Origin of the sequence: Citrobacter sp. Cpo065 (genome assembly GCF_030332805.1) — a bacterium.
GTDB classification, from domain to species: Bacteria; Pseudomonadota; Gammaproteobacteria; order Enterobacterales; family Enterobacteriaceae; genus Citrobacter; species Citrobacter portucalensis.
Genome location: NZ_JAOWHC010000034.1, coordinates 441,871 through 459,834, shown reverse-complemented (window position 1 = coordinate 459,834; position 17,964 = coordinate 441,871). Strand labels below are relative to the sequence as shown.

18 protein-coding genes are annotated in these 17,964 nt (G+C 52.3%); 11 read left to right on the top strand and 7 right to left on the bottom strand.

Annotated elements, in window-relative coordinates:
* Positions 1-100 precede the first annotated feature (100 nt).
* Positions 101-970: an AraC family transcriptional regulator gene (locus OGY68_RS18305; protein WP_057068172.1), complete on the top strand. Its 870-nt coding sequence runs from the start codon at positions 101-103 to the stop codon at positions 968-970.
* Here OGY68_RS18305 and OGY68_RS18300 read toward each other — a convergent pair.
* Complete coding sequence (locus OGY68_RS18300) at positions 953-2,119, bottom strand: benzoate/H(+) symporter BenE family transporter (protein WP_057068174.1); 1,167 nt, start codon at positions 2,117-2,119, stop codon at positions 953-955. The genes OGY68_RS18305 and OGY68_RS18300 overlap by 18 nt on opposite strands.
* A 105-nt stretch (positions 2,120-2,224) precedes the next feature.
* On the opposite strand from OGY68_RS18300, the gene OGY68_RS18295 reads away from it, so the two are divergent.
* Positions 2,225-2,761 (top strand): helix-turn-helix domain-containing protein, encoded by a 537-nt coding sequence (locus OGY68_RS18295; protein ID WP_032943531.1) that lies wholly within the window; start codon positions 2,225-2,227, stop codon positions 2,759-2,761.
* Positions 2,762-2,840: 79 nt separating this feature from the next.
* Entirely contained in the window at positions 2,841-4,802 is a 1,962-nt protein-coding gene (gene rlhA, locus OGY68_RS18290; RefSeq protein WP_057068176.1) for a 23S rRNA 5-hydroxycytidine C2501 synthase, read from the top strand.
* 3 nt (positions 4,803-4,805) lie between these two features.
* Here the strand turns inward: rlhA and OGY68_RS18285 are convergent, their stop codons facing one another.
* The 4 genes from OGY68_RS18285 to OGY68_RS18270 form a co-directional block, all read right to left on the bottom strand.
* Entirely contained in the window at positions 4,806-5,036 is a 231-nt protein-coding gene (locus tag OGY68_RS18285; RefSeq protein WP_057068178.1) for a DUF2554 family protein, read from the bottom strand.
* 189 nt (positions 5,037-5,225) lie between these two features.
* Positions 5,226-5,351: a DUF2474 domain-containing protein gene (locus OGY68_RS18280; RefSeq protein WP_057068180.1), complete on the bottom strand. Its 126-nt coding sequence runs from the start codon at positions 5,349-5,351 to the stop codon at positions 5,226-5,228.
* On the bottom strand, positions 5,351-6,361 hold the full coding sequence (cydB, locus tag OGY68_RS18275) for a cytochrome d ubiquinol oxidase subunit II (protein ID WP_048214147.1): 1,011 nt from the start codon (positions 6,359-6,361) through the stop codon (positions 5,351-5,353). The genes OGY68_RS18280 and cydB overlap by 1 nt, the downstream gene beginning before the upstream one ends.
* Positions 6,361-7,764 (bottom strand): cytochrome ubiquinol oxidase subunit I, encoded by a 1,404-nt coding sequence (locus OGY68_RS18270; RefSeq protein WP_286579765.1) that lies wholly within the window; start codon positions 7,762-7,764, stop codon positions 6,361-6,363. The genes cydB and OGY68_RS18270 overlap by 1 nt, the downstream gene beginning before the upstream one ends.
* Positions 7,765-8,074: 310 nt before the next feature.
* On the opposite strand from OGY68_RS18270, the gene OGY68_RS18265 reads away from it, so the two are divergent.
* The 6 genes from OGY68_RS18265 to patD all read left to right on the top strand — a co-directional run bounded on the left by OGY68_RS18265 (position 8,075) and on the right by patD (position 15,180).
* Positions 8,075-9,484, top strand: a complete 1,410-nt coding sequence (locus OGY68_RS18265; RefSeq protein WP_057068183.1) for an aminotransferase-like domain-containing protein — start codon at positions 8,075-8,077, stop codon at positions 9,482-9,484.
* Positions 9,485-9,811: 327 nt separating this feature from the next.
* Complete coding sequence (gene ydcS, locus OGY68_RS18260) at positions 9,812-10,957, top strand: putative ABC transporter substrate-binding protein YdcS (protein WP_008784842.1); 1,146 nt, start codon at positions 9,812-9,814, stop codon at positions 10,955-10,957.
* A 16-nt stretch (positions 10,958-10,973) separates the two neighbouring features.
* The gene (locus tag OGY68_RS18255; protein ID WP_057068185.1) at positions 10,974-11,990 is read left to right on the top strand and encodes an ABC transporter ATP-binding protein; all 1,017 of its coding nucleotides are present in this window, start codon (positions 10,974-10,976) and stop codon (positions 11,988-11,990) included.
* A complete protein-coding gene (locus OGY68_RS18250; protein WP_003833133.1) occupies positions 11,991-12,935 on the top strand; it encodes an ABC transporter permease in 945 nt (314 codons plus the stop codon).
* The gene (locus OGY68_RS18245; protein WP_003020204.1) at positions 12,925-13,731 is read left to right on the top strand and encodes an ABC transporter permease; all 807 of its coding nucleotides are present in this window, start codon (positions 12,925-12,927) and stop codon (positions 13,729-13,731) included. Before OGY68_RS18250 ends, OGY68_RS18245 begins: the two co-directional genes overlap by 11 nt.
* 21 nt (positions 13,732-13,752) lie before the next feature.
* Positions 13,753-15,180 carry an aminobutyraldehyde dehydrogenase gene (gene patD, locus OGY68_RS18240; protein ID WP_003833127.1) on the top strand — a complete coding sequence of 476 codons (1,428 nt, stop codon included), beginning with the start codon at positions 13,753-13,755 and terminating at the stop codon, positions 15,178-15,180.
* Positions 15,181-15,373: 193 nt separating this feature from the next.
* Here patD and OGY68_RS18235 read toward each other — a convergent pair whose 3' ends face one another.
* Positions 15,374-16,501, bottom strand: a complete 1,128-nt coding sequence (locus OGY68_RS18235) for a multidrug effflux MFS transporter (protein WP_057068187.1) — start codon at positions 16,499-16,501, stop codon at positions 15,374-15,376.
* Between the two features lie 101 nt (positions 16,502-16,602).
* Between OGY68_RS18235 and OGY68_RS18230 the strand changes: the two genes are divergently transcribed.
* Complete coding sequence (locus OGY68_RS18230; RefSeq protein WP_057068189.1) at positions 16,603-17,382, top strand: AraC family transcriptional regulator; 780 nt, start codon at positions 16,603-16,605, stop codon at positions 17,380-17,382.
* 119 nt (positions 17,383-17,501) lie between these two features.
* Here the strand turns inward: OGY68_RS18230 and yncL are convergent, their stop codons facing one another.
* Positions 17,502-17,597 (bottom strand): stress response membrane protein YncL, encoded by a 96-nt coding sequence (gene yncL / locus OGY68_RS18225; protein WP_071524268.1) that lies wholly within the window; start codon positions 17,595-17,597, stop codon positions 17,502-17,504.
* Positions 17,598-17,789: 192 nt separating this feature from the next.
* Here yncL and OGY68_RS18220 point away from each other — a divergent pair, with 192 nt between their 5' ends.
* Positions 17,790-17,963 carry a GhoT/OrtT family toxin gene (locus OGY68_RS18220; protein ID WP_003020198.1) on the top strand — a complete coding sequence of 58 codons (174 nt, stop codon included), beginning with the start codon at positions 17,790-17,792 and terminating at the stop codon, positions 17,961-17,963.
* Position 17,964: the final 1 nt, after the last annotated feature.

Sequence of the window (17,964 nt, the reverse complement as noted above, 5' to 3'; positions counted from 1 at the left end):
AATCTTGCGCTTTTTTTAGCGTAATAGTGAAAAGGCAGCTGTTAACGATATGTAGCTGATATAGACTGAAAGCCTGCTAACTTATTTTGAATGTGATGGTATGTCTCAGCCCTACGGTGCCTTTGAAAACTTGCGCAAACATAATGCCGTGCTGCATGAATCGGTTGCGTTACATTCAGGGATCCAACTGGCGGCCTGGTCGAACAAACGCGATACCATCACCCAGTATTGCGATCATCATACGCTCAGTTTATACATCGCAGATGGTTACGAGAGTTACCACAAGACGGCGGGAGGCTGGAAGAATGGCGGGGGACCAGACCGCTTTTGCCTGATGCCGAAGGAGAGTGAGTCCAGTTGGGATATTCGTGACGATCTTTCCTTTGTTCATCTCTATTGTACAGACGCCCATTTGCGCGAAGTGGGTGAAAAAGTCTGGGACAAAAGCCCCTATAGTTTCACGCTGGACGAGCATACGTTTGGCAGTGACCCGGGGATCACGGCGGTTTACCGTCAGTTTTTGCTTGGTAATGACTGGCAGCAACCGGCCAATCACCTCACGCTTAGCGCAGCATCTTCACTACTGTTAACGCATCTGATCCAGCATTACAGCAATGTGCAATGGCGACTTCCCGTTGTCACCGGAGGGCTTGCGCCTGCCACATTGCGCAACGTGCTGGCCTATATTGAAGCACATCTGGCGTATCCCATAACGTTGAGCGATCTGGCAGGTGAAGCAGCGCTAAGTGAATTCCATTTTGCCAGAATGTTTCGCCAGTCGATGAATATGGCGCCTCATCAGTACGTCATGCAACGCCGTATGGCGCTGGCGCAGCAACTGGTCTGTTATTCATCACGCAGCCTGTCGGATATTGCAATGGCCTGCGGGTTCAGTTCGGCGAGCCATTTCAGTAACCGGTTTAAACAAGTGACGGGTAAAACGCCAACGCAGTTACGCGCGGCGAAATAACGTCAACACTGAGTAGCAGATACCGCCGACGATCAGCCCCCAGAATGCAGACCCAACACCAAATACCGTCAGACCACTGGCCGTAACCAGAAAAGTCACGATGGCCGCATCGCGTTCTGCTTCATTATGTAAGGCTTGATATAAACTACCGCTAATCGTGCCAAGCAATGCCAGACCAGCAAGCATCTGGATCCAGCTTACGGGCAGGGCTGCCATCAGTCCTGTGACCGAACCGCCAAACACCCCAGCCAGAATGTAAAAGACACCCGCTGCCGCTGCGGCGAGCCAGCGTCGATTTGCATCTGGATGGGCTTCGGGGCTTTGGCAAATTGCTGCGGTTATGGCGGCGATGCAGATGGAATAGACGCCAAACGGCGAAAATAGCAGTGCCAGCAGACCCGTAAAAACAATCAAGGGTGAAACGGGTAACGAATATCCCGATGCTTTCATGGTCGCAATACCGGGGGCATTTTGCGAAGCCATAGTAACCAGAAACAGCGGTAGCGCAATGCTGATACAGTGGGCTAATGAAAAGTGTGGTGCAATAAACGCTGGCAATACCGGTGACAGATTAACACTATCGGTGACAATGTCACCTTTAACCAGGGCGATGGCTATACCTACCAACATTGCGGCGATTACGGCATACCTTGGGGCAATCACTTTTAGTACTAACCACGCCAGCAGCATGCTGCCGCACAAGATAAGCTCACTGTTCCGGCTATTGAACGCCTGCAAACCAAAACGCAGCAAGATCCCGGCCAGCATGGCCGATGCCAGCGAGTGGGGAATAATTTTCATCAGGCGGGCAAACAGCCCGGTTATACCGCACAGCACAATCAATGCATTAGCTACGATAAAAACACCGATAGCATCCTGAATCGATACCCCGTGCAGGCCCGTCACCAGCAGCGCGGCACCGGGCGTTGACCATGCGGTGAGAACAGGGGCGCGATACCACAATGTCAGCGCCAGCGTACTGACCCCCATTGCTAGCCCCAGTGCGGTCATCCAGCCTGCGATTTGTCCGGTCGTCGCACCTGCGGCGAGCGCCGCTTGCCAGATAATGGCCGCTGAACTGGCGTAGCCGACCAGGACAGCCACAAAACCCGACAAAACTGTAGGCAAGGGGATGGAAAATGTGCGCATAGCAACTCCGCGTGCGTTATAACGGTCAGTTACTGTAGCACTGTGCGTTATAGCGTACAAGTGCTAAGCTGTAGCCCCGAGAAAGGAGAGCGACGAAGGAGAAAAATGGACAACTTAACCCACTATCTGGCCACAACGCTCAAGACGCTACGTCACCAGCGTGAATGGAGCCTTTCGCGTCTGGCGGAGGAAACTGGCGTCTCAAAAGCGATGCTGGGGCAGATTGAGCGCAACGAATCCAGTCCAACGGTGGCGACATTGTGGAAAATTGCCACTGGACTGAACGTCCCGTTTTCAACGTTTATTTCACCACCAGAGTCAGAAGGCACGCTAACATTCGATCCCCAGCAGCAGGCGATGGTCGTCACGCCGTTGTTCCCGTGGGATCCGCAACTGTGCTTCGATCATTTTTCGATACTGCTGGCACCCGGCGCGCTCAGTGAATCTACTCCGCATGAAACCGGCGTAATTGAGCACGTGGTGGTGATTAGTGGTCTGCTGGATATGTGTATTGAGGGGCAGTGGCGCACCCTTAAATCCGGTGAAGGTGTCCGTTTCGCCGGAGATACGGCACATAGCTACCGTAACAGTAGCGAGCAAACGGTTCATTTTCACTCGCTGATCCATTACCCACGCGGTTAATCGGGAAAACTATTTCGAAACGCCGCGCTTGTGACTACAATAACCGCCATTTTTACCGCTTGTGGATGGTAACAACTGTATGCGCCAGCAGCCTCATCACCTTGAATTGTTAAGCCCGGCTCGGGATACCGCCATTGCGCGCGAAGCCATTTTGCACGGCGCAGACGCCGTTTACATTGGTGGACCAGGTTTTGGCGCGCGTCATAACGCCAGTAATAGCCTGAAAGATATTGCCGAATTAGTGCCTTTTGCCCACCGTTACGGGGCAAAAATCTTTGTGACGCTAAATACGATCTTGCATGATGATGAGCTGGAGCCCGCACAACGGTTAATTACCGATCTGTATCAGACCGGCGTTGATGCCCTGATCGTGCAGGATATGGGGATTCTTGAACTGGATATTCCCCCGATTGAACTGCACGCCAGCACCCAGTGCGATATTCGCAGCGTTGAGAAGGCGAAATTTCTATCCGATGTGGGATTCACCCAGATTGTGCTGGCGCGCGAACTGAGCCTTGAGCAGATTAATGCTATCCATCAGGCTACCGATGCGACCATTGAGTTTTTCATTCACGGTGCGCTGTGCGTTGCCTATTCAGGGCAGTGTTATATTTCACATGCACAAACAGGACGCAGCGCTAACCGCGGCGACTGTTCCCAGGCTTGCCGTCTGCCGTATACCCTGAAAGACGATCAGGGGCGCGTGGTATCCTATGAAAAACATCTGCTGTCGATGAAAGATAACGATCAGACCGCCAACCTGGGTGCGTTGATTGACGCAGGTGTGCGTTCCTTCAAAATTGAAGGGCGCTATAAGGACATGAGTTATGTGAAGAATATTACCGCGCATTATCGCCAGATGCTCGACGCCATCATTGAAGAACGCGGCGATCTGGCCCGTTCATCAGCAGGACGTACCGAACATTTCTTTACCCCATCCACAGAGAAAACCTTCCATCGCGGCAGCACCGATTATTTTGTGAATGCCCGTAAAGGGGATATCGGCGCATTCGACTCACCAAAGTTTATCGGTTTGCCGGTCGGCGAAGTCCTGAAGGTGGCGAAAGATCATCTCGATGTTGAGGTGACTGAACCGCTGGCAAACGGGGATGGCCTGAACGTGTTAATCAAACGTGAGGTTGTTGGATTTCGCGCCAACACCGTGGAAAAAACGGGGAACAATCGTTATCGGGTATGGCCGAATGAAATGCCCGCCGACCTGCACAAAGTGCGTCCGCATCATCCGCTGAATCGCAACCTCGATCATAACTGGCAGCAAGCGTTAACAAAAACTTCCAGCGAACGCCGTGTTGCGATCGATATTGAGCTCGGCGGCTGGCAGGAGCAGTTGATTCTGACGCTCACCAGTGAAGAGGGCGTGAGTATCACCCATACGTTGGACGGCCAGTTTGAGGAAGCGAACAATGCGGAAAAAGCGTTGAGTAACCTACAGGATGGACTGGCAAAACTTGGTCAGACGATGTACTACGCCCGTAATATTCAGGTGAATCTGCCGGGCGCGCTGTTTGTGCCAAACGGTCAACTAAATCAGTTCCGGCGTGAAGCCGTTGATATGCTGGATGCAGCGCGCTTGCAAAGCTATCAGCGCGGTAGCCGCAAACCGGTATCTCAGCCAGCGCCGGTTTATCCACAAACGCACTTGAGTTTCCTGGCTAACGTCTACAACCAAAAAGCGCGTGAGTTTTATCACCGTTATGGCGTTCAGTTGATTGATGCAGCCTATGAAGCACATGAAGAAAAGGGCGAAGTGCCGGTGATGATCACCAAACATTGCCTGCGTTTCGCCTTTAACCTGTGTCCGAAACAGGCGAAAGGTAACATCAAAAGCTGGAAAGCAACACCGATGCAACTGGTTAACGGCGATGAAGTCCTGACGCTGAAATTTGATTGCCGACCGTGCGAAATGCACGTAATCGGCAAGATGAAGCACCACATTCTGAAGATGCCGTTGCCGGGCAGCGTCGTGGCTTCGGTCAGTCCAGAAGAACTGATGAAGACACTGCCGAAGCGCAAATGTTAATCGTTAGCTCAGATGTGTATCGGGTTTGCGTGATTTTTGCCAGTGATGGTGCTCACGAAGATCGGCGGCGGATTCTTCCGCCGTCATTCGAAGTTCATCGCTGTCGGCCGTGTGTCGTAGTAAATGATCGGCATCCTGCACCTGAAGATATTCATGTCCCTGATTAGTAGCGAAAAGTTGACCGGAAAAAAGCGCGCTGGCCAGCAATAACACCGTTAACCCTTTCTTAAACATCATGCACCCTCTGGTACGTTAGCTGCGGAATTGGCGATAATTTCGCCTGGTGACTATTCAATATTTTAATCGGGTTAATGACAATCTCTGTTTTGCCATTTCGATGTTTTTTACATATTTGTTTAGCCAGTGTTGGGATTTGTCACAACCGGGCAATACAGTGCTGCCCGGTTGTTTGCAAGGATAGTATCAGGACTTAAATCCGGCGGCTGTCATCAGGAGACGAAAGAACATACCAACGGCGGCCAGGGCCAGCACGCTGCCGCCCCAGAGGAGCACCAGCCACATCAGGCGTTTCCAGATTGTTTGTTGCATCAATGATACCCCTCACCATGTTGAACTTTGCCGCGGAAAACGTAGTAGCTCCAGAAGGTGTACACCAGGATTATCGGGATAATCAGCAGTGCGCCAACCAACATAAAGCCCTGACTTTGTGCCGGAGCCGCCGCCTGCCATAGCGTAATAGACGGTGGAATGATATGTGGCCAGATACTGATCCCCAGCCCGCTAAACCCGAGAAAAATCAGCCCCAGCGTTAATACAAAAGGCAGTGTATGGCAGTTATGTTGCCCCAGCGAACGCCACAGCCAGAGACTGATAAGCGCAACCAGCAGCGGAACAGGCATCAGGAACCACAGGTTGGGCAGGCTAAACCAACGCTCGGCAATCGCGCTATGTGCCAGTGGTGTCCACAGGCTGATAATGGCAATCACAACCAACATTGCCAGCAGCAGTTGTTTGGCCACACTGCGCATTTTATCCTGCAACGGATTTTCGCTTTTCATCACCAGCCATGTCGCCCCCAGCAGGGCGTAAGCCACGACCAGACCAACACCGCAGAACAACGTGAACGGGGTCAACCAGTCGAAAGGACCGCCGCTGTAGCTGCGTCCGGTAACGGAAAATCCGTTGAGTACGGCACCCACCACGACACCTTGCGTGAATGTCGCGAGGATTGAACCGCCGAGAAAGGCTTTATCCCAGAATGGTCGGTGAGCCGGTGTGGCTTTGAAGCGAAACTCGAACGCGACGCCGCGAAAAATCAGGCCGATTAGCATCAGGGTCAACGGGATCGTCAGCGCATCGACAATCACCGCATAGGCCAGGGGGAAAGCGCCGAATAATCCGGCTCCGCCCAACACCAGCCAGGTTTCATTGCCGTCCCATACCGGGGCGACGCTGTTGACCATAACATCGCGGTCGTCAGCGTCCTGAATCGCTGGGAATAAAATGCCAATCCCGAGATCAAAACCGTCCATCACGATATACATCAGCGTGGCGAAGACGATAATCACAAACCAGATAACTGATAAATCGATACCCATTAGCGATGTGCCTCCGGTTGAGAATCGAGGACGGCGGCTGAAAGCGGCCGGGCAGGCGTGCCTGTTGGCGGAATGGTCGGGTCATCTTCCTGTGGCCCTTTACGGATCAGGCGGATCATGTAGCTGTAACCCACGCCAAACACTGAGCTGTACACCACAAAGAAGGACAGCAGGCTGATGCTCATATGTAAATCGCCATGTGCAGAAACCGCATCCGCCGTACGTTGCAGACCATAAACCACCCACGGCTGACGGCCAACTTCAGTGGTCACCCAACCGGCAAGGATGGCAATCAGACCGGAGGGGCCCATCCATAAGGCAAAGCGCAGAAAAGGGCGCGTGGTGTATAAACGCTGCTTATAGCGCAGCCACAGGGCAAACGCGCCCAACAGGATCATCAGCATGCCTAGCCCGGCCATTATGCGAAATGACCAGAACACCATGGTGGAGTTGGGCCTGTCTTCTTTAGGAAACTCTTTTAGGGCCGGGACCTGTTTGTCCAGACTATGGGTCAGGATCAGACTGCCCAGCGCCGGGATTTCCAGCCCATAGCGGGTGCGTTCCTGCTCCATATCCGGCCAGCCGAACAGCAGCAGCGGAGTCGGTTCACCGGGGCGATTTTCCCAGTGTCCTTCAATCGCAGCAATTTTTGCCGGCTGATGCTTCAGCGTATTCAAACCGTGCATATCGCCAATCAAGGCCTGCAGTGGAGCGACGATTAATGTCATCCACAGCGCCATCGAAAACATCGCTCGAATTGCTGGTGTGTTATTCCCGCGCAGCAAATGCCATGCCCCAGAGGCAGCAACAAACAACGCGCTACTCAGGAAGGCGGCAACCGACATATGCAGCAGACGATAGGGGAACGAAGGATTGAAAATAACGGCGAACCAGTCGACGGGAACGACCTGGCCGTTAACTATTTCATAGCCTTGCGGTGTCTGCATCCAGCTGTTGGAGGCGAGGATCCAGAAGGTTGAAATAATGGTACCCAGTGCGACCATGCAGGTGGCAAAGAAATGAAGTCCTGGACCAACCCGATTCCAGCCAAACAACATCACCCCAAGGAAACCAGCTTCGAGGAAGAAGGCGGTTAATACTTCATAGGTCAGTAACGGCCCAGTGATACTCCCGGCGAACTCGGAAAAACCACTCCAGTTGGTGCCGAACTGATAAGCCATCACCAGCCCGGAAACTACACCCATACCAAAATTTACGGCGAATATTTTCGACCAGAAATGGTACAGCGATCGCCAAATGGGATTTTTCGTTTTTAGCCATAGCCCTTCCAGCACAGCCAGATAACTGGCGAGCCCGATAGTAATAGCCGGAAAAATGATGTGAAAGGATACCGTAAACGCGAACTGGATCCTTGCCAGGTGAAACGCGTCAAGACCGAACATGCTTAACTCCGCAGGCAAAATTGATTTGGCGCAATTCTAAGTCTGAGGAGCAATGGAAGGCAGAAACAGAACAGTTCTTTTTAACCATAACAGTTGCAGCGCTGTTATAAGTTGCACTCGCTGATATGAAATCCGGAAGCTTGATTCCTGTTATTGAATAGCGTTCTCTTCTTGAAATACGCGCCGTAGGCAAAGAACTGTCATTACCGATGTTGTAAAACTGTTAACTATAACAGTTAAATAAAATACCCTGATTATGTAAACTGATATACACAGTGGTTGTCACCGACACCGGTAATCAGGACGAAAAATGAAAAAGTACCAGCGACTGGCAGAGCAAATTCGCGATCAAATTGCGTCTGGCGTATGGCAGCCAGGCGATCGCTTGCCATCCTTGCGTGAGCAGGTGGTCAGCAGCGGAATGAGTTTTATGACCGTCGGACACGCATACCAGTTGCTGGAAAGCCAGGGGCGGATTATTGCCCGACCGCAGTCTGGCTATTATGTCGCCGCGCGCCCCGAACATGAATTTGCTGCGCCGCAGGTGCAGGTCATGCGCGATGAAGCGGTGGATATCAATACCTACATTTTTGATATGTTGCAGGCCAGCCGGGATGCGTCAGTGATGCCCTTTGCCTCCGCATTCCCCGACCCGCGTCTGTTTCCACTTCAGCAGTTGAACCGCTCGTTGGCGCAGGTGAGTAAAACTGCCACCGCCATGAGCGTGATTGAAAATCTGCCGCCGGGGAATGCTGAGCTGCGTCATGCCATTGCCCGTCGCTATGCTCAACAGGGGATGACCATTTCACCGGACGAAATCGTCATCACCACCGGCGCGATGGAAGCCCTCAACCTGAGCCTGCAAGCAGTCACCGAACCGGGTGATTGGGTTATTGTCGAAAACCCCTGTTTTTACGGGGCGTTGCAGGCCCTGGAGCGATTACGTCTGAAGGCGCTTTCGATTGCCACCGACGTAAAAGAGGGGATCGATCTCACCGCGCTGGAGCAGGCGTTGCAGGAGTACCCGGTAAAAGCTTGCTGGCTAATGACAAACAGCCAAAATCCACTGGGTTTTACGCTCAGCGCAGAGAAAAAGGCGCGTCTGGTTGCCTTGCTGGAAAAATACCACGTAATACTGATTGAAGATGATGTTTACAGCGAACTGTACTTTGGCCGCGAAAAACCGTTGCCCGCCAAAGCCTGGGATCGCGCCGACAGCGTTCTGCATTGTTCGTCCTTCTCGAAGTGTCTGGTACCAGGATTTCGTATTGGCTGGGTGGCAGCAGGGAAACATGCCCGGCGTATTCAGCGACTCCAGCTAATGAGCACCTTATCTACCAGTTCGCCCATGCAGCTTGCCCTTGTTGATTATCTTTCAACCCGGCGCTATGACGCGCATTTACGGCGCTTGCGTCGGCAACTGGCGGAACGTAAACAACAGGCCTGGCAAACGCTGCTGCGTCATCTTCCGGCGGAGGTCAAAATTCACCACAACGACAGTGGTTATTTTCTGTGGCTGGAGCTGCCGGAACCGCTTGATGCCGGTGTGCTCAGTACCCATGCGCTGGCACACCACATCAGCATTGCGCCGGGGAAAATGTTCTCGACCTCGGGAAGCTGGACTCGTTTTTTTCGTTTTAATACTGCATGGCACTGGGGAGATCGCGAAGAGCAGGCCGTAAAACAGCTTGGTAAATTAATTCGTGAAATGATGAAATAAACCATAACGTGCTATTCAATATAAATGAATAGCGCGTTCTTATTTTCGAAATAGTGAATGCTGAACCACGGTATTATTTATATCGGGTGCGTCCATACAAAATATCAATAGTTAATACTATTGCCACCTCTGCGTCTAACTCCTTGTCTATACTCCAGAAGATTACCCCCAGGTCAGAGTCTGTAGCGTAATGAGCGTTAGCTCACAACCTGATTAAATTTCCTTGCGCCAGCAGGAACGCTTACAACACCCCGACTATTTTTAGAAAAGGACATATATTTACGGCAAGGCTGCCGCTCAATATTTTTTAGACAGGAGTAAGACGTTATGAGCAAGCAGTTTGCCCTCAGTAGCCTGTGCGCACTCAGTATGACGCTGATGACTGCGCAGGCAGCCGAACCCCCCACATCATTAGATAAACCGGAAGGCCGCCTGGATATTATTGCCTGGCCGGGTTATATCGAACGTGGGCAAACCGATAAGCAATATGACTGGGTCTCACAGTTTGAGAAAGATACCGGCTGCGCGGTTAATGTAAAAACGGCAGCCACATCTGATGAAATGGTCAGCCTGATGGCAAAAGGCGGCTACGACCTGGTTACCGCTTCTGGTGATGCCTCACTGCGTCTGATTATGGGAAAACGCGTTCAGCCAATTAATACCGCGCTGATCCCTAACTGGAAAACAATCGATCCACGCGTGGTAAAAGGCGAATGGTTTAACGTTGGCGGAAAAGTTTACGGCACACCGTACCAGTGGGGACCAAACCTGCTGATGTATAACACCAAAATTTTTCCAACGCCGCCGGATAGCTGGAGCGTGGTGTTTGTTGAGCAAAAACTTGAGGATGGGAAAAGCAATAAAGGGCGCGTTCAGGCCTACGATGGCCCGATCTATATTGCCGATGCCGCGTTATTCGTTAAAGCCACTCAGCCGCAGTTGGGTATTACCGATCCCTATCAGCTCACTGAAAAACAGTATCAGGCGGTGATCAAAGTCCTGAGCGATCAGCACGCGTTGATCCATCGCTATTGGCACGATACCACCGTGCAAATGAGCGATTTCAAAAACGAAGGCGTGGTGGCGTCAAGCGCCTGGCCTTATCAGGCTAACGCCTTGAAAGGCGAAGGTCAGCCAATTGCCACGGTTTTCCCAAAAGAAGGGGTTACCGGATGGGCTGATACCACTATGCTGCACAGTGAAGCGAAACACCCGGTTTGTGCTTACAAATGGATGAACTGGTCATTAACCCCGAAAGTACAGGGCGACGTAGCGGCCTGGTTTGGTTCTCTGCCAGTGGTACCTGAAGGTTGTAAAGCCAGCCCTCTGTTGGGTGAAAAGGGTTGTGAAACCAACGGCTATAGCTACTTTGACAAAATTGCCTTCTGGAAAACGCCGATTGCCGAAGGTGGAAAATTCGTTCCTTACAGTCGCTGGACGCAGGATTACATCGCCATTATGGGCGGTCGTTAATTCCGCTGGGGGTTTTATGACGTACGCAGTGGAGTTTCATAGCGTCTCGCGTTTGTATGGGGATGTTCGTGCAGTTGATGGGGTAAGTATTGCGATTAACGACGGTGAGTTTTTCTCTATGCTGGGGCCATCCGGCTCCGGCAAGACCACTTGTCTGCGCCTGATTGCCGGGTTTGAGCAGCTGTCAGGCGGCGCAATTACCATTTTTGGTAAGCAGGCCAGCGAATTGCCGCCCTGGGAACGGGACGTCAATACGGTATTTCAGGATTACGCGTTGTTCCCGCACATGTCGATTCTCGACAACGTCGCCTACGGGCTGATGGTCAAAGGCATCGATAAAAAACAGCGCCACGCGAAAGCACGTGAAGCGCTGGATAAGGTCGCACTCGGTTTTGTGCATGAGCGTAAACCGTCGCAGCTTTCCGGTGGGCAACGTCAGCGCGTGGCGATTGCCCGGGCGCTGGTCAATGAGCCGCGCGTCCTGCTGTTGGATGAGCCGCTCGGGGCATTGGATCTTAAATTGCGTGAACAGATGCAGCTGGAACTGAAAAAATTACAGCAATCTCTTGGCATCACGTTCATTTTTGTTACCCACGATCAGGGGGAAGCCCTGTCGATGTCCGATCGTGTGGCGGTGTTTAATAACGGTCGCATTGAACAGGTAGATTCTCCGCGTGAACTGTATATGCGTCCACGTACGCCGTTTGTGGCAAGTTTCGTCGGGACGTCCAATGTCTTCGATGCGACGATGTCGGCGAACGTTTGTGGGCTACAGGGGATGTTCTCCCTGCGTCCGGAACACATTCGCTTGAATGATACCGGAGGAGAAGTTCAGGCCCGGGGGGTTATTCAGGCGGTGCAGTATCAGGGGGCGGCGACGCGGTTTGAGCTAAAACTCGCCGGAGGGGAAAAATTGCTGGTTAGCCAGGCGAACCTGACGGGAGAAATGCTACCGTTAACGTTGTCGCCAGGTCAGCAGGTGATGGCATCCTGGTCACGCGACGTGATGGTACCGCTGGTTGAGGAGAGGTGAATGGCTATGAACGTCTTACATTCGCCTCCACAGTCGACCAACCTGAACCGGATCTCAGGTTACTTCTGGCGTAATCCGGGGCTGGGGTTATTTTTGCTGCTCCTCGGACCGCTGATGTGGTTTGGCATCGTCTACTTTGGCTCATTACTGACGCTGTTGTGGCAAGGTTTTTATACCTTCGACGATTTCACCATGTCGGTCACACCAGACCTGACGCTGGCGAATTTGCAGGCGCTGTTTAATCCCGCTAACTACGACATCATTTTGCGCACTCTGACGATGGCGGTAGCGGTCACCATCGCCAGCGCGATTCTGGCGTTTCCGATGGCGTGGTATATGGCTCGCTATACCAGCGGCAAAATGAAGGCTTTTTTTTACATTGCCGTAATGTTGCCAATGTGGGCCAGCTACATCGTTAAAGCCTATGCGTGGACGCTGCTGTTGGCTAAAGACGGCGTGGCGCAGTGGTTTTTAACCCACCTTGGGCTGGAGCCGTTGCTGCTTTCGTTCCTGACATTGCCTGCGGTAGGCGGCAATACGCTGTCAACTTCAGGGTTAGGGCGTTTCCTGGTGTTCGTCTATATCTGGCTGCCGTTTATGATCCTGCCGGTACAGGCCGCCCTGGAGAGACTTCCGCCGTCGCTGTTACAGGCTTCTGCTGATTTGGGCGCGCGTCCGCGTCAAACCTTCCGCTATGTGGTGCTTCCATTGGCGATACCGGGTATTGCAGCGGGTTCGATCTTTACCTTCTCTCTGACGTTGGGTGACTTTATTGTGCCGCAACTGGTGGGACCGCCGGGCTATTTCATCGGCAACATGGTGTATTCGCAACAAGGGGCGATCGGCAATATGCCGATGGCGGCGGCATTTACTCTGGTGCCGATTGTGTTAATCGCACTGTATCTGGCGTTCGTGAAGCGTCTGGGAGCTTTCGATGCACTCTGAACGCGCACCCTGGCTACTCAAACTGGCGGCATGGGGCGGGGTTATTTTCCTGCACTTTCCCATCCTCATCATCGCCACCTATGCTTTTAATACTGAGGAGGCTGCTTTTAGTTTTCCACCCCAGGGATTAACGCTGAAGTGGTTTAGCGTTGCTGCGCAGCGTAGCGATATCCTGGAATCTGTGACGTTGTCACTTAAGATCGCTGCGTTGTCGACAGCTATTGCCCTTGTTCTGGGGACGCTGGCCGCGGCCGCGCTGTGGCGTAGGGACTTTTTTGGCAAAAGTGCAATATCGCTGTTGCTACTGTTGCCGATCGCGCTGCCGGGCATTATTACCGGCCTTGCGCTGTTGACCGCGTTTAAAACCATCAACCTGGAACCGGGTTTTCTCACGATCGTAGTGGGCCATGCGACGTTTTGCGTGGTGGTGGTGTTTAACAACGTTGTGGCGCGTTTTCGCCGTACCTCATGGAGTCTGGTCGAAGCGTCTATGGATCTTGGCGCCAATGGCTGGCAAACCTTTCGTTATGTCGTGCTGCCAAACCTGGCATCGGCACTTCTGGCGGGGGGGATGCTGGCGTTTGCCTTGTCGTTTGATGAAATCATCGTGACAACGTTCACCGCCGGACATGAAAGAACACTTCCTCTGTGGCTGCTCAATCAATTGGGCCGTCCACGGGATGTGCCGGTCACCAACGTTGTGGCATTGCTGGTAATGCTGGTGACAACACTGCCAATTTTAGGGGCCTGGTGGCTAACGCGTGAAGGCGACACTCTCGCCGGAAACGGTAAATAAACGACGATATGGGAAATTGCTATGCAACATCAATTACTGATTAATGGCGAGCTGGTCAACGGTGAAGGTGAAAAGCAGCCAGTCTATAACCCTGCCACTGGTGAACTCATTCTGGAGATTGCTGAGGCGTCAGCCATGCAGGTTGATGCCGCTGTACGAGCGGCAGACGCCGCGTTTGCCACCTGGGGGCAAACCACGCCGAAAGTCCGCTCTGAACTGCTGCTGAAACTGGCGGATGCTATTGCTGATAACGCGCAAACCTTCGCTGAGCTGGAATCACTTAACTGCGGTAAACCGCTGCACTGTGTTCTCAACGATGAAATTCCCGCTATTGTCGATGTTTTCCGTTTCTTCGCCGGTGCGGCGCGTACCCTGCAAGGACAGGCGGCCGGTGAATATCTGGAAGGGCATACCTCGATGATTCGCCGTGATCCGCTGGGCGTGGTGGCTTCTATTGCGCCGTGGAACTATCCGCTGATGATGGCGGCGTGGAAGCTGGCTCCAGCGTTGGCGGCGGGGAACTGCGTGGTGATTAAACCGTCAGAAATTACCCCGCTGACGGCGCTTAAATTAGCCGAATTCGCCAAAGACATTTATCCGGCTGGCGTGATTAACGTGCTGTTTGGCCGCGGTAAAACGGTGGGCGATCCGCTGACCGGTCATGAAAAAGTGCGCATGGTTTCGCTGACCGGCTCCATTGCAACCGGTGAACACATTATTCAGCACACCGCGCCGTCAATTAAGCGTACGCATATGGAACTGGGCGGAAAAGCTCCGGTGATCATTTTTGATGATGCCGATCTGGATGCAGTGGTGAGTGGCGTGCGGACCTTTGGTTATTACAACGCCGGGCAAGACTGTACCGCCGCTTGCCGAATTTATGCCCAGAAAGGCATTTATGATGCACTGGTCGAGAAACTTGGCGCCGCCGTTGCCAGCCTGAAAATCGGTCCGCCGAATGATGAATCGACCGAGCTGGGACCAGTGAGCTCGCAGGCACATCTCGATCGCGTGACTAAAGCGGTCGATGAGGCTAAAGCGTTGGGCCATATTAAGGTCATCACCGGCGGTAAAAAAGTGGATGGTTCAGGCTACTATTTTGCCCCGACGCTGCTTGCTGGGGCGAAGCAGGACGATGCCATCGTACAGCGGGAAGTTTTCGGTCCGGTGGTCAGCGTGACCGTATTTGATGATGAAGATCAGGTGCTGGCATGGGCCAACGATTCGAAATACGGCCTGGCATCCTCCGTCTGGACCCGGGATGTTGGGCGAGCGCATCGCTTTAGCGCTCGCCTGCAATATGGTTGCACCTGGGTCAATACCCATTTCACGCTGGTTAGCGAGATGCCGCACGGTGGGCAAAAACAGTCCGGCTATGGAAAGGATATGTCGGTTTATGGGCTGGAGGATTACACGGTTATTCGCCATGTTATGATCAAGCATGAGTAATATCTTAAGCGCGATCGGCGAATGGGGCACGGATAGCTAAATATTGGCATACGTGTGTCTATACTATTCGCGCCACTGGCCTCGTCGCCATCGGACGGCGGTAAGTTGGAAATATCCGCGAGGTCAGGCTAATTGATACAACAAAGCCCCAGCATATAGCCGGGGCTTTGTGCTTTCAGGATCGCCATCGGGTTTATCTGCGGCCCAGGCTGCAAAGCCAGGCGAGTAGGGCACAGACGCTCAGAACCAGCCCCAGTTGCTGCACCATGCCTGCTAAACCCAGCATCATCCCAAGTAACAGGTAATAGCTTAATCCGAACAAAGCTCCTGCGGCACCGGCCTGTTCACGGTAGTGACGCAGCGCCTGACTCAGCACATTGGGAATGGCGATACCATAGGCAATCACCACGCCGAACACCGGAATCAGGATCCACGCGGAGTGCTGCAAACACCACGCGACGAGACCTGACAACGCTGCCAGCACACAGGCATAACGTACCAGTTGTTCCGGCGTCAGACCTGTCGTTAACAGTCTTCGGTTCAGCAGGCTACCTGACAGAGAAGCAAACGCAAGTAGCAACCCCGTCCAGCCAAAGGCTCTGGAGCTCCATCCTAATTGCCCAAAAAGAAACGGTGCCAGGCTGTAATAGCTAAACAGCATGGTGTTCAGTAGGGCAACCAGCAAGGCGTTTTTCCGCAACTCACTGTCCCGCATCATGCGGGAAAACAGCGCGGCAAGCTTCGGGCTGAGCGTATGTTCGGGCCGGGTTTCTGGCAGCATGATCACTGTCAGTATTAGCAGTAACAACGCCAACAGCACAAGGGCAACAAAAACACCGGTATGGCCATACAGACTCACTAACCAACCTCCGCTTAGCAGGCCAAAAACTGGACTCAATGCCAGCGCGGCCCCCATCACGGAAAAGACGCGGGATAGCGCCGTTGATTCATAACTGTCCCTTAGCATGGTCTGTACCACGACCGACCCCGCAGCCGCACCGATAGCGGAGATCATCCGTGCCAGCAGCAAAACGCTGAAGTCGGTGGCAACAACGGCCAATGCGCAACCTGTTCCATAGCAGATAAGCCCTGCCAGCATCGCCCAACGTCGTCCGATGCAGTCACTTAGCCAACCCCACATCGCTACGCCGACGGCAAAGGCAACAAAATAAACGGAGAGTGTTTGAGCCGCGCGCTCACTGCTTACGTGAAAAGAGGTAGCGATACCCGGCAATGCCGGGCTGTAAATGGTTTCCACCAGTTGTGGGAACATAATCAGTAGTGTAAGAAGCCACAGCGGTGGGCGACGAAGTGTGTTCATAGCAATATCCAGAGAGACAGAAAACAGGCGGGCATTATTGCTGAAAGGAATATGTCGTATTACCATTATCAGGACTTTAAATATCAAATATCAGACAGATAATGAAAATTGCCCCTGATGATGCTTTTGATGCGGATAGCTTTGATAAACCGGTAATCGGTATTGCTGCCGATATGGGCGTACATGATTCCGGGCGGCACAGTCATCTTCGTCATCAGCTACTTTTTTCGGCAGCGGGAAGTATTACGATTGAACTGAAGCAGGCCCTGTGTCTGCTACCGCCACGTCGTGCGGTTTGGATCCCGGCAGGCACGGTACATCGCGCCATAATGCGTGGTGTGATGGCTTATCGCTCTTTGTACTTTTCAACCACATTGCCGTTATCTGAGTTACCGCTGCAGATAGTCGAAGTTAATCCGCTGTTTTTTGAAGTGATAGAACGTATGGCCTTCTGGCCATGGGAAATGCCTGCCGCACAGCAGTCCAGCCTCATTGCCGTTTTTTGTGAGGAAATGCGTGCCGCCCGCAGTGAAAACTGGACATTGCAGTACCCCTCAGATCCACGGCTCAACGTGTGGCTCAAGGGATTACACATGGGTGAATTGCCACCACGACTGAATCAATTGTCCCGACAGGTTGGGGCATGCGAGAGGACGATCAGCCGAATATTTATCAGGGATACCGGGATGAATTATCAGGACTGGCGGCAGCAATTTAGGTTGTTAAAAGCCATGGAAATGTTGGCTGATGGATGCCATATCAGCCAGGTCGCGCAATATCTGGAGTTTGTCAGCGACAGTGCTTTTATTGCTTTCTTCCATCAACATACCGGCACAACACCTGGCCGTTATTCGGACAATATAATGCCGCAGAAGGATTAGGGGTATTACATATTAAGGATAATTTACCCAGTGATAGCAGAGTGGGAAGATTGTTTACTGATGGCAGAGAGAAGATCCTCTCTGCCAGCGGACGCTGCAATTAATCAAGAAGCGTTACATCAAGCAAACCAGCCGAACCTTGCGGATATCAGACTGAAAAGTCCTACAGCAGCAAATATATTTATCAGCACCACAGTTTTACTGGAAACATTCATTTTTGCCACCTTTCGTTTTAACCCTTATGGGTATAGTACGGCTTATAACTATCCGCAATAGTACGAATTCTGAACATAATGAAAATGGGTTGTTTTACAGCCGTTTTTCTTAAATTAATTAATAAAACTTGATGTGAGTCATGAAAAATAGCATATTGCGCGCGATTTTCTCTTCTGGCCAGGATGCCTTAAATGTCCCTATACCAAAAAATGTTGGTTTTTTATGCGGTGATGGCCGTCATCACGGCAATCATCACCTGGTTTCTTTCCCGCGATAAAAAGCGGATCCGCTTTCTTAGCGCGGTATTAGTCGGGGCGACCTGGCCGATGAGTTTTCCCGTTGCGCTGATGTTTTCTCTTTTCTGAT